Source organism: Burkholderia sp. AU28863, from assembly GCF_002223195.1.
In the GTDB taxonomy this organism is placed as follows: domain Bacteria; phylum Pseudomonadota; class Gammaproteobacteria; order Burkholderiales; family Burkholderiaceae; genus Burkholderia; species Burkholderia sola.
The window spans coordinates 471,922-484,672 of the sequence record NZ_NKFE01000005.1; the positions used below are offsets into that span (position 1 = coordinate 471,922).

A 12,751-nucleotide genomic window follows, 5' to 3' on the forward strand; every position below is an offset into this window, starting at 1 on the left:
GTCATTCATCTTCAGAAAAACGAGAAGACCATGAAACATCAACTCGACCATCATCGCCGGCGTGCGGCCGTGCCATCCGTGCGCACCGCGCTTGCCGCGGCGCTCACGCTTGCAATGCCGATCCTCGCGACACAGCCCGCGTTCGCGCAGCCCGGGCTCGTCGTGGATCCGAGCGGGGCCAATCGCCCCGGCCTCGGCACCGCACCGAACGGCACGCCGATCGTCGACATCAACGCACCGGACGCCGCCGGCATTTCGACCAACCGCTTCACCGAATACAACGTCGGTTCGACGGGCCTGGTGCTGAACAACAGCGTGGGCCGCACGCACACGCAACTGGCCGGCGACATCGACGGCAACGCGCGGCTCGGCGGCCGGTCGGCGCAGGTGATCCTGAACCAGGTGACGGGCGGCAACGCGTCGGTGCTCGCAGGCACGACGGAAGTCGCGGGGCAGAAGGCGCGCGTGATCGTCGCGAACCCGAACGGGATCAGCGTGAACGGCGCGAGCTTCATCAACGCGAGCCGCGTGTCGCTCGTCGCGGGCACGACGGAATTCGACGAGATCGGCAACGTCAAGCAATTCCGGACCGAGAACGGCCGCATCACGATCGACGGCGACGGGCTCGATGCGCGCAATATGGATCAGCTCGATCTCGTGGCGCGCACCCTGAAGGTGAACGCCGCGCTGCACGCGAAGAAGCTGGTCGCGGTCGCCCAGCAAGGGACGGCCGCCATCGAGAATCCGCAGGCGATGTCGTTCGATGCTGCGACGAGTGGAGAATTGCCGCGTGTCGCGATCGACGTGTCGAAACTCGGCAGCGTGCATGGCGAGGATTCGATCGTCATGCGTGGCACGTCGGCGGGCGTCGGCATCAATATCTCGGGCAAGCTCGAGGCGGTGACGGGCTCGATCTCGCTGCTGTCGGATGGCAAGGTCCGGATCTCGAATGGCGGGTCGCTGCGCGCGAAGCGTCTGTCGGTGCCGTCCGGCCTGCAGATCGGCGGGAACTGGACGGACGACGACGAGGCGACGAAGCCGCCGGTCAAGCCGGAGCCGCCGGTCGCCGAAACGAAGCCGCCAGTCGATCCGGAGCCGCCGGTCGCCGAAACGAAGCCGCCAGTCGATCCGGAGCCGCCGGTCGCGGAAACGAAGCCGCCAGTCGATCCGGAGCCGCCGGTCGCGGAAACGAAGCCGCCAGTCGATCCGGAGCCGCCGGTCGCGGAAACGAAGCCGCCAGTCGATCCGGAGCCGCCGGTCGCGGAAACGAAGCCGCCGGTCGACCCTGAGCCGCCTGTCGCGGAAACGAAGCCGCCGGTCGACCCGGAGCCGCCGGTCGCGGAAACGAAGCCGCCGGTCGACCCGGAACCGCCAGTCGTTGAAACGAACCCGAAACTCGTCGTCGACCCGAACGCAGCCGATCGCCCCGTGCTTGGCGCCGCGCCGAACGGCACGCCGATCGTCGACATCAATGCACCGGACGCCGCCGGCATTTCGTCGAACCGGTTCCTCGAATACAACGTCGGTCCGAACGGCCTTGTGTTGAACAACAGCACGAAGCGCACGCACACGCGACTGGCCGGCGATATCGACGGTAACGCGCGGCTCGGCGGCCGGTCGGCGCAGGTGATCCTGAACCAGGTGACGGGCGGCAACGCGTCGGTGCTCGCAGGCACGACGGAAGTCGCGGGGCAAAAGGCGCGCGTGATCGTCGCGAACCCGAACGGGATCAGCGTGAACGGCGCGAGCTTCATCAACGCGAGCCGCGTATCGCTTGTCGCGGGTACGACGGAATTCGACAGGTACGGTCGCGTCAAGCAATTTCGGACCGAGGACGGCCGCCTCACGATCGAAGGCGACGGGCTCGACGCGAGCAGCGCGAATCAGCTCGATCTCGTGGCGCGCGGCGTGAAGGTCGATGCGGCGGTACGCGCGAAGCAGCTGTTCGCGATCGCCCATCAAGGGACGGCGGCGCTCGAGCAGACGGTGCCGCGGACGTTTTCCGGGCCGGCGAGCGGCAACGCGCCGGACGTGGCGCTCGACGTGTCCGCGTCGGGCAGCCTGCAGGCGGACACGATGGCGCTGGTCGGCGCGTCGGCGAAAACCGGCGTCAGGATCGCCGGTACGGTGGACGCATCGGCCGGTGGCGTCTCGATCTCGTCTACCGGCAAGACGCGGATCGAGTCGACCGGACACCTGCAAGCGGGCGCGTTGCGGCTGATGAACGGGCTCGACAACAGCGGTACGGTTCGCGGCGGCACTGTCAGCGTCGCTGGGGATCTCGACAACGACGGTTCCGTACAGGGACGCAGCGTCTCGATCAGCGGCAACGCAACCAATGCCGGCACGCTGCACAGCGACGGCGCGCTCGACATCGCTGGCCGTCTGGCCAACAACGGCGCCGACAGCGCCGTCGACGGGCGCGACGTTCGGGTCATGGGCAACGTCGTCAACGAAGGGACGCTGGGGAGCGCCGAGTCCCTGAAGCTCATGGGATCGCTGACCAACAGCGGTACGGTCGGCGGTCGCAACATTCAGGTGATGAGCAACCTGGTCAACACCGGCTCGCTGCACGCGGAGAAATCGCTGTCCGCGATGGGCAACGTGACCAACCGCGGTACGATCGACGCCGGCAACGTGCGGATCATGGGCAATACGACCAATGACGGCACGCTGCACGGCGACGATTCCGTCCTCGTGATGGGCAGCCTGTACAACGGGTTGTCCGGCATCACCAGCAGCTACGGCGGCGTGACCGGCTTCGGGCGCATGTCGGGGCCTGGGCGTGTCGTCAGCTACATGGCGCGTCCGTTGCCGGCCGACAAGGTCCGATAAACCTCGATCGCACGGCTCGTACCGAGTCGGGCAAGCCGGGCGTCGCGTCGTTGGCGATGCCCGGTCCTTCACTCGCATCGCCACGGCGCGCTTCGTCATGGCCCGGATATCGGCCGCGGTCCGTGATGGAAGTCGTGTCGCCCGCACGCTTGCACGAACGATCGCCCGGCAGCGGGCGGCCGCTATCGGCCGGATTGAAAAAGCCTATTGGGGGATGCGAACGCCAGCGCCTAGATTAAAAGGCACGAAGCGTGCGCGTCCGGCGTGTGCTTCGTTCCCCACATACCTGATCGGCCCGGCGTCGCACGCGGCCGCGCCGACTCGAACGGAGGCGCACATGGCTCAACTCAAGGGCAGCAAGACCGAAGAGAACCTGAAGGCCGCATTCGCGGGCGAATCGCAGGCGAATCGGCGCTATCTGTATTTCGCTTCGAAGGCCGATGTCGAGGGGCAGAACGACGTCGCCGCGCTGTTCCGCTCGACCGCCGAAGGCGAAACCGGCCATGCGCACGGCCATCTCGAATACCTGGAAGCCGTCGGCGATCCGGCGACGGGCTTGCCGTTCGGTTCGTCGCGGCTGAATCTCGAATCGGCGATCGCCGGCGAAACGCACGAATACACCGACATGTATCCGGGCATGGCGAAGACCGCGCGCGACGAAGGTTTCGACGAAATCGCGAACTGGTTCGAGACGCTCGCGAAGGCCGAGCGCAGCCACGCGAACCGCTACACGAAGGCGCTGGACAGTCTCGTCGACTGACGGGCCGCCGCAGGCCGCACGGCATCGCCGCGCGACCGGCACGCGGCAGCTGTTCGTTCATCGCCGCCTGCGTCGCGCGGGCGGTGCGCTTGCGCACATGCGCGCCATGCGGGAGCGCCTCATGCCCCACAAGGAAGGCAGTCTCGAAGCTCCGACCCGGCATCCGCTCGACTGGCAGTCCGAAGCGTTCTACGACCAGGCCGAGATCGACGCGGAAATGACCCGCGTATTCGACATCTGCGCCGGCTGCCGACGCTGCGTGTCGCTGTGCGGCGCGTTTCCGGCGCTGTTCGACCTGGTCGACGACACGCCGACGGGCGACATCGACGAAGTGCCGAAGGAAGCGTTCGGCAAGGTCGTCGACCAGTGCTATCTGTGCGACCTCTGCTACATGACGAAATGCCCGTACGTGCCGCCGCATGCATGGAACGTCGACTTCCCGCACCTGATGCTGCGCGGCAAGGCCGCGCGCTACAAGCGCGGCGAAGCGACGCTGCGCGACAAGGTGCTGTCGAATACCGATGCGCTCGGCCATTTCGCCGGCATTCCGGTCGTCACGCAGGCGGTCAACGCGGTGAACCGCACGCCGCCCGCGCGCCACGCGCTCGAAGCGGCGCTCGGCGTCGATCGCAACGCGTGGCTGCCGGAGTTCGCGCCGCGCACGTTCCGGCGCGCAGCCGAGCGCTCGGCGAACCCGCCCGTGCGCGACGGCGAACGCACGCCCGGCAAGGTCGCGATCTACGCGACGTGCTACGTGAATTTCAACGAGCCGGGGATCGGCCACGACCTGCTCGCGATCCTCGCGCACAACGACATCCCGTACGAACTCGTCACGCGCGAAGCGTGCTGCGGGATGCCGCTGCTGGAGCAAGGCAATCTCGACGGCGTCGCCGCGAAGCAGGCGGTGAACATCCCGGTGCTCGAACGTTACGCACGCGAAGGCTATGCGCTGATCGGCGCGATCCCGAGTTGCGTGCTGATGTACAAGAGCGAGTTGCCGCTGATGTTCCCCGCCGACGCAGCCGTGCGCGCGGTGGCCGACGCGTTCTGGGATCCGTTCGAATACGTGATCGCGCGGCATCGCGACGGCCTGCTGAAGACCGATTTCAAGACCGGTCTCGGCAGCGTGTCGTATCACGTGCCGTGCCATGCACGCGTGCAGAACATCGGCCGCAAGACGGCCGATGCGCTGTCGCTCGTGCCCGATACGCGCGTGACCGTCGTCGAGCGTTGTTCGGGCCACGCGGGCACGTTCGGCGTGAAGAAGGAATTTCATGCGGACGCGATGCGGATCGGCGCGCCGGTGTTCAAGGCGATGGCCGAGCCGCGGCCGGACGTCGTGTCGTCCGACTGCGCGCTCGCCGGCCATCACATCGTGCAGGGCATCGACGAGAACGGGCTGCCGCCGGCGCCGCTCGCGCATCCGCTGACGCTGCTGCGGCGCGCGTACGGCATCTGAGCCGCGGTCGCGCATCCACGAGGACATCCTTGACGTTCTCCTCTCCCTAAAGGGAGAGGATTCCCACACCTGGCGATGCACGTCCGCATCGGAGAATGTTCAACGCAGCATTGGTATCTCGATCATGCTCGACACCACAGTCACTGCAGGTCCACTCTCTTATTCTCAGTCCCGCGATACCTTTCGGCCGCGTCGTGCTGTCTTTCGACCCGCACGCCGAACAGGACTGGGTCGAACCGCTTTCGTCGACTCACGGCTCTGCTTGTTGAGCAGTCCGTTGAGCGACTTCACGCGGTAGCGGTAGACAAGAATCATGCAGGTGATCCTACCCCGTGGAAGAAGCTGCCTGTCAACAGCACCCCTTTCCTCCCCGTCCTGAAGGACGGGGTTTCTCGGAGCAACTGATGACGCTGACCCGCGACTCCCTGCTGACGCTCGAAGCGTACGCGAAGATCCGCAAGGCCGAACACGCGCGGCTCGTCGCGTACAAGCGCCGCCGCGCGGTGGCGCTCGGCAACCACCTGCGGTTCCTGTTCGAGGACGAGACGACGATCCGCTACCAGATCCACGAGATGCTGCACATCGAGAAGATCTTCGACGAAGCCGGCATCGAAGGGGAACTCGACGCGTATCTGCCGCTGGTGCCCGACGGCACCAACCTGAAGGCGACGATGCAGATCGAGTACGAGCACGAGATCGAACGGCGCGCGGCGCTCGCGCGGCTGATCGGTGTCGAGGATCGCGTGTACCTGCGGGTTGACGGGCACGCGAGCGTCTACGCGATCGCCGACGAGGATCTCGAGCGCGACAACGCGGAGAAGACGTCGGCCGTGCACTTCGTCCGCTTCGAGTTCGACGCGCCGATGCGCGCGGCGCTCAAGGGCGGGGCGGCGCTGTCGATCGGCTGCGATCACCCGGCCTACACGATGCCGGCGCAGCGCATCGACGCGGACGTGACCGCGTCGCTGGTCGGCGATCTGCGCTAGCGCCGCCGTCGTCGCGGAGCCGCGTACGCCGGCTTCGGGCTTTCCGTTCCGACCCGGAACAGCAGCGCCCGACGGCCTGCGGCGCGGTCGCTTGCCGGTCTCCGCGAAAATGTAACAAGCGTGACGGATTTGCATGCGGGGACAGAGTGGGCGCGCTACGTCAGCGTATTTTCATTCCTCGCAGCGAAACAATAAAAAGATTGTGCATCGAGATAATTTGATTTAGCTCAAATTGAATGATTTACCGATTTGCGAATGGCTCGTTACGAAATTTTCCATGATTTACCGATTTCCGGAAGCCATTCCGGAAGAGCTTGCCGGCAAGGGTCGGACCAGCCTGTAACCACCGGTGCAGCGCATTCCTCAGACGCTGCGGAGCCCCGTCAGCCGGGCCTTTGCAGCCATCGGCATAAAGATCCCGCAAAAAAATTCAAGCGTAAATGGATTGCTCGCCGATGGCAGGTTGTTTCAGTGCGTAACATTAAGTCATTGTCATATTGAGATAAACCCTAAGGATGGTATGCTTCGTGCACAAAAATTCCCACATTGGAGTGAGACCGCGATTTGTGCGCCATTGCCGGGAATCGCGGCACCGTGAAAGTGCGGTGTCGCCCGGTATGCACAACGCCGGATAACCATAATGTGCAACCTGGCCGCCCCGCGACGCGATGTGTCGTGACGGCGCCGCCAATCGCAGCCCCGGCCTGGCTGCGTGGAGAGATCGACTATGTTCTTCGATGAGCTTAACGATGAAGAGTGGTTTCGCCTTTCAGCGCTGATCGCCGATGAACCCATCAGGCTGAACCGTCGTGGGCGTCCACGTGCCGAACCGCGCGTCGTCGCGAACGCGGTGCTCTGGATCCTGACGACCGGGGAAGCCTGGTCCAAGCTGCCCGGTCGCTATCCGTCCGGGCCGACGTGCCGTCGTCGCTACGAGGAGTGGCTCGCGAACGGCACGCTGCTGAAGATGATCGACGTGCTGACCCAGTTCAGCGGGCGCACGTTCGCGTATATTCCGCCGCCGCCGGAGGCCGTCGTGCCGGCTCGCCGCGCGGAGCCCGCGCCCGACAACGACCGTCTGCGCGGCGTATTCTGGCAGAACCCCGAGTCGTGGCAATTGCCGGTTGCGCAGGCAAACGTTTGGCGGGACGAGGGTGCGTCGCTGAGCGCGATGGCGGAGGACCAGGTGACCGGCCGCGCCGACGTGTCGTTTACCGTGCCCGGCGCGCCGGGCACGGAGTTGCGCCATGCGCGCGCGTCGGCGGCGAGCTTCGCCGCGGCCGAGCCGCAGGTCGACGAGTATCGCGGCTATACGATCAGCGGCATCGCGCAGCCCGTGCAGAACCTGATGTATCGCGCGTGGGCCGAGATCTCGCAGGACGACCGTCGGGTCGAACGCTCGGGCCTGATCGGCCCGCGCTTCACCGACGCCGAGGAAGCCGAGCAGTACGCGCTCGACTGGGCGCGCCAGTGGATCGATCGCCACGGTGCGAGCGACGCCCCGGCGCGCGAGCCGCAGGGCGAAGTGCTGGCCGGCTTGTCGGCGCTGGCGCGCGCGGAATCGGACATCAAGCGCTTCATCGCCGAGCGTCGCGCGGGCGCGTTGTCGGAAAGCCGCAACGATCCCGTGCAGGCGGAGCGTCGCGAATACGCGTATCGCGTGGGCTGATCGCCGTTGCCGTGTCACGCGCGGGCCGTCGTGTGCCACGACGCCCGCGCGGAAGTCCCGTGTCTCCATGTCTGCCTAGGGCACGTTCGCAAGCCCGTTGTTAGCGTGAACAGACCCTTGCCCGGGCGCCGCCGTCGAAGCGGCGCCCTTTGTTGCATGCGCGTTACTGCCGGCCGTAGGTATCGTCGAAGCGGACGATGTCGTCCTCGCCGAGATACGCGCCCGATTGCACTTCGATCAGTTCGAGCGGCATCTTGCCCGGGTTTTCGAGGCGGTGCGAGACGCCGAGCGGAATGTACGTCGATTCGTTTTCGGACAGCAGGAACGTTTCGTCGCCGCGCGTGATGCGCGCGGTGCCGCGCACGACGATCCAGTGTTCGGCGCGGTGGTGGTGCATCTGCAGCGACAGTTGCGCGCCCGGCTTCACGACGATGCGTTTCACCTGGAAGCGCTCGCCCGTGTCGACCGAGTCGTAGTGGCCCCACGGACGATGCACCTTGCGGTGATCGGTCGCTTCGGTGCCCTGTCGCGCCTTGATGTGCCCGACGATCTTCTTCACGTCCTGCACGCGCGATTTATCCGCGACGAGCACGGCGTCGGGCGTTTCGACGACGACCAGGTTCTGCGTGCCGACGCAGGCGACGAGCCGGCTTTCCGAATGCGCGAACGTCGAGTCCGCGCCTTCGAACAGCACGTGGCCGCGGCCGACGTTGCCGGCGTCGTCCTTCGGCGAGATCTGCCAGATCGCGTCCCACGAGCCGACGTCCGACCAGCCCGCGTCGAGCGGCACGACGACGCTTTCGCACAGTTGCGGCAGGCTCGCGAGCGGCTCCATCACCGCGTAGTCGATCGAGTTCGACGGCGACGCGGCGAATGCATCGCGATCGACGCGGAAGAAATCGCCGTCTTCCTTGCCCTGTGCGACGGCCTGTTCGCAGGCCGCGTAGATCTCGGGTTCGAGTTGCCGGATCGCCTTCAGCCAGACCGACGCGCGCACGATGAAGATCCCGCTGTTCCACCAGTATTCGCCCGACGCGACGTACTGCTGCGCGAGTTCGAGGTGTGGCTTCTCGACGAAACGGTCGAGGCGGCGGACGTCGAGGGCGCCCGTTCCGGCGTCGCCGAGCGGCGCGCCGACGCGGATGTAGCCGTAGCCGGTTTCCGCGTGCGTCGGCACGATGCCCATCGTCGCGATCTTGCCTTGTGCCGCGCAGTGCACGCCGGCCGCGACGGCCGCGTGAAAGCGCGGCACGTCCGCGACCGCATGGTCGGCGGGCATCACGGTCATCACGGCGTCGTTGCCGCCGGCGACGAGCCGCAACGCGGCGAGCGTCAGCGCGGGCGCGGTGTCGCGGCCGAGCGGCTCGAGCATGATGGTCGCGTGCTTGGCCGTCAGGCGCAGCTGTTCGGCGGTGGTGAAGCGGTGATCCTCGCCGCACACGATCAGCACGTCGTCGTTCAGCGGGTGCTCGGCCGTCAGGCCGTCGAGGCGCAGTGCGGTGGACTGTAGCAGCGAATGATCGCCGAGCAGGCCGATCAGCTGTTTCGGAAAACGCTCGCGCGACATCGGCCACAGGCGCGTGCCGGAACCGCCGGCGAGAATCACGGGCTGCACGGCGAGGCGGGTGCCGACGGCGGGCATACCGGCTGCGGGCATACCGGCATCGGGTGCGGCGGAAGAAGAATGGCGCGTTTCGGCGACCACTGCCGGAGCATTCATGATGACACTCTCCACGGTTGAAGTCAGTGCCTGTCGTTGTAGCATGAAGTAAATCGACAATAAAACCGGACCCAATACCGGATATCCGCCGCGCCGTCATCCGGGAGAATTTTCCGCGGTAGCACCGGCCGCAAATAAAAAAATAAAAAATAATTCCGGTCGTGCGCCTGTCATGCCCGCCTGCAAAGGGTGAGCGGAAAGCGTAAAGATTCAGAAAAAATCCTCGTTCGGGCCCGATTCGGGAAAACCTGCCGATTTAATTAAAAAAGATCGCGGCAAGAATTTCCGATTATTTTTCGAAATACTTGTGCGCTTGAGGCGGAATTTTCTTGTCGCTTCAATAGCGTCATGCAACGTTTGAATCGAATGTGCGGCACGGGTCGCGCAAGGCGCTGTTCGGCAAACGCCTGTTCAAAGAAGAGGAAACAGACATGTTGAGCGTGCTGGCGAGAGTCATCGATATCGCGATGGTCGTGACGGGCGCGCTGATCGCGGCCGCGTTGCACGACGGCAGCATCGGGCTCAGCGACCTGCAGCGCACGACGGTGCTGTTCGACTGCCTGCTGGTCGTCGTGTTCTTTCCGGCCGTCGGCATCTACCAGTCGTGGCGCGGCAAGCGTCTCGTCGGGCTGGTGATGCGCGTGGCGTTCGCGTGGCTCGCGGTCGAGCTCGCGGGCATCCTGATGAGTTTCAGTTTTCATCAGTCGGGCGACCTGTCGCGGCTGTGGCTCGGTTACTGGGCGCTCGTGACGATGGCGCTGCTCGCCGGTTCGAAGACCTGCGTGCACGTCGTGCTGCGCCAGTTGCGCCGCGGCGGCTACAACCTGAAGGCGGTCGCGATCGTCGGCGGCACGCCGGCGGCGCGGCGGCTGATCGCGCAGATGCGGGCGCGGCCGGAAGCCGGCTTCAACCCGGTGTGCGTGTACGACGAAAGCGAGGCGCCGGGCGAAGTCGCGCTCGACGACGTGCGCATCGAGCGGCAGTTCGAATCGCTCGTGTGGCTGGTGCGCAGCCGCGCGATCAGCGAGCTGTGGCTCACGCTGCCGATCACGGAGGAGCGCCGGATTCACCAGATCGTGACGGTGTTCCGCCACGACTTCGTGAACATTCGCTTCATCCCGGACGTGCGCACGCTGTCGTTCTTCAACCAGGAAGTGGTCGAGGTGCTCGGCGTGCCGGCGATCAACCTCGCGGCGTCGCCGATCACCGACGTGCGGATCCTGCCGAAGTTCGTGTTCGACCGGCTGTTCGCGCTGGCGGCGCTCACCGCGCTCGCGCCGGTGATGGTGCTGATCGCGGCGCTGATCAAGCTGACCTCGCGCGGGCCGGTGTTCTTTCGGCAGAAGCGCAAGGGCATCGACGGGCACGAGTTCGAGATCTACAAGTTTCGCTCGATGAAGGTGCACCAGGAAGCGGCCGGGCAGGTCACGCAGGCCACCAAGAACGACTCGCGCGTGACGCCGGTCGGCCGGTTCCTGCGCCGCACGAGCCTGGACGAGCTGCCGCAGTTCATCAACGTGCTGAAGGGCGAGATGTCGGTGGTGGGCCCGCGCCCGCATGCGCTCGCGCACGACGACATCTACAAGGATCTGGTCAAGGGCTACATGTTCCGCTACCGGATCAAGCCCGGCATCACCGGGTGGGCGCAGATCAACGGCTATCGCGGCGAGACCGACCAGATCGAGAAGATGATGGGCCGCGTGAAGCTCGACCTGTACTACATGCAGAACTGGTCGTTCTGGCTCGACATCAAGATCGTCGTGCTGACGCTGTGGAAAGGCTTCACCGGCAGCAACGCGTACTGACACCGACGCGCTGCGTCGCGCAGGCATTCCGGTTTTCCGAATTTCGAATCATTGGTCAAGGGGTCCGACACATCATGAATCTGACTATCATCGGCAGCGGTTACGTAGGGCTTGTCACCGGCGCCTGTCTCGCCGACATCGGGCACGACGTGTTCTGTCTCGACGTCGACCAGGCAAAGATCGACATCCTGAACGACGGCGGCGTGCCGATCCACGAGCCGGGCCTGAAGGAAGTCATCGCGCGCAACCGCTCGGCCGGCCGCCTGCGCTTCTCGACCGACATCGAGGCCGCGGTCGCGCACGGCGACGTGCAGTTCATCGCGGTCGGCACGCCGCCCGACGAGGACGGCTCGGCCGACCTGCAGTACGTGCTCGCGGCGGCGCGCAACATCGGCCGATACATGACCGGCTTCAAGGTGATCGTCGACAAGTCGACGGTGCCGGTCGGCACGGCCGAGCGCGTGCGCGCGGCCGTGGCCGAGGAGCTCGCGAAGCGCGGCGGCGACGCCCCGATGTTCTCGGTCGTGTCGAATCCGGAATTCCTGAAGGAAGGCGCGGCCGTCGACGATTTCACGCGGCCGGACCGCATCGTGATCGGCTGCGACGACGACGTGCCGGGCGAGCGCGCGCGCGAGCTGATGAAGAAGCTCTATGCGCCGTTCAACCGCAATCACGAGCGCACGCTGTACATGGACGTGCGCTCGGCCGAGTTCACGAAATACGCGGCGAACGCGATGCTCGCGACGCGCATCTCGTTCATGAACGAACTGGCGAACCTCGCCGACCGCTTCGGCGCGGACATCGAGGCCGTGCGCCGCGGGATCGGCTCCGATCCGCGCATCGGCTACCACTTCCTGTACGCCGGCTGCGGCTACGGCGGCTCGTGCTTCCCGAAGGACGTCGAGGCGCTGATCCGCACGGCCGACGAGCACGGCCAGTCGCTGCAGATCCTGAAGGCCGTGTCGTCGGTCAACGCGACGCAAAAGCGCGTGCTCGCCGACAAGATCGTCGCGCGTTTCGGCGAGGACCTGAGCGGCCGCACGTTCGCGCTGTGGGGCCTCGCGTTCAAGCCGAACACCGACGACATGCGCGAGGCGCCGAGCCGCGAGCTGATCGCCGAACTGCTGTCGCGCGGCGCGCGCGTCGCCGCCTACGACCCGGTCGCGCAGCAGGAAGCGCGCCGCGTGATCGCGCTCGATCTCGCCGATCACCCGAGCTGGCTCGAGCGCCTCTCCTTCGTCGACGACGAGGCGCAGGCCGCGCGCGACGCCGACGCGCTCGTGATCGTCACCGAATGGAAGGCGTTCAAGAGCCCCGACTTCGTCGCGCTCGGCCGGCTGTGGAAGGCGCCCGTGATCTTCGACGGCCGCAACCTGTACGAGCCGGAGACGATGAGCGAGCAGGGCATCGAGTACCACCCGATCGGCCGGCCGGGCTCGCGCCAGGCCGTCGCCGCGCGCGTGCCGGGCGCCGCGCGCGCCAGCGCGTAACCCGTTTTTCGTCACTCGTTACGAGAC

General features: G+C 66.1%; 8 protein-coding genes and 1 pseudogene. 7 read left to right on the plus strand and 2 right to left on the minus strand.

All coding sequences use genetic code 11. The features are described from left to right. Nucleotides 1-30: 30 nt before the first annotated feature. From CFB81_RS18625 to CFB81_RS18635, 3 genes are all read left to right on the plus strand, one after another. A complete protein-coding gene (locus CFB81_RS18625) occupies nt 31-2,835 on the plus strand; it encodes a filamentous hemagglutinin N-terminal domain-containing protein (RefSeq protein WP_089436137.1) in 2,805 nt (934 codons plus the stop codon). Between the two features lie 337 nt (nt 2,836-3,172). Next, nucleotides 3,173-3,595 (plus strand): rubrerythrin family protein, encoded by a 423-nt coding sequence (locus CFB81_RS18630; RefSeq protein ID WP_006497294.1) that lies wholly within the window; start codon nt 3,173-3,175, stop codon nt 3,593-3,595. A gap of 121 nt (nt 3,596-3,716) precedes the next feature. Then, nucleotides 3,717-5,054: a heterodisulfide reductase-related iron-sulfur binding cluster gene (locus CFB81_RS18635; RefSeq protein WP_089437056.1), complete on the plus strand. Its 1,338-nt coding sequence runs from the start codon at nt 3,717-3,719 to the stop codon at nt 5,052-5,054. Nucleotides 5,055-5,100: 46 nt separating this feature from the next. Here the strand turns inward: CFB81_RS18635 and CFB81_RS18640 are convergent. Beyond that, nucleotides 5,101-5,304: pseudogene (locus CFB81_RS18640) on the minus strand (zinc ribbon domain-containing protein); the annotation flags it as partial. A 154-nt stretch (nt 5,305-5,458) separates the two neighbouring features. Here CFB81_RS18640 and CFB81_RS18645 point away from each other — a divergent pair. Together CFB81_RS18645 and CFB81_RS18650 are read left to right on the plus strand one after the other, a co-directional pair. Further along, the gene (locus CFB81_RS18645; protein ID WP_089436138.1) at nt 5,459-6,040 is read left to right on the plus strand and encodes a DUF3501 family protein; all 582 of its coding nucleotides are present in this window, start codon (nt 5,459-5,461) and stop codon (nt 6,038-6,040) included. 727 nt (nt 6,041-6,767) lie between these two features. Continuing rightward, entirely contained in the window at nt 6,768-7,709 is a 942-nt protein-coding gene (locus CFB81_RS18650; protein ID WP_069618554.1) for a transposase, read from the plus strand. A 163-nt stretch (nt 7,710-7,872) separates the two neighbouring features. Here the strand turns inward: CFB81_RS18650 and CFB81_RS18655 are convergent, their stop codons facing one another. Continuing rightward, nucleotides 7,873-9,429 carry a mannose-1-phosphate guanylyltransferase/mannose-6-phosphate isomerase gene (locus tag CFB81_RS18655; protein WP_089436139.1) on the minus strand — a complete coding sequence of 519 codons (1,557 nt, stop codon included), beginning with the start codon at nt 9,427-9,429 and terminating at the stop codon, nt 7,873-7,875. Nucleotides 9,430-9,860: 431 nt separating this feature from the next. Here CFB81_RS18655 and CFB81_RS18660 point away from each other — a divergent pair, with 431 nt between their 5' ends. Next, nucleotides 9,861-11,234 (plus strand): undecaprenyl-phosphate glucose phosphotransferase, encoded by a 1,374-nt coding sequence (locus tag CFB81_RS18660; RefSeq protein ID WP_089437057.1) that lies wholly within the window; start codon nt 9,861-9,863, stop codon nt 11,232-11,234. 74 nt (nt 11,235-11,308) lie between these two features. After that, nucleotides 11,309-12,724 (plus strand): UDP-glucose/GDP-mannose dehydrogenase family protein, encoded by a 1,416-nt coding sequence (locus CFB81_RS18665; RefSeq protein WP_089436140.1) that lies wholly within the window; start codon nt 11,309-11,311, stop codon nt 12,722-12,724. The last annotated feature ends 27 nt before the right edge of the window (nt 12,725-12,751 follow it).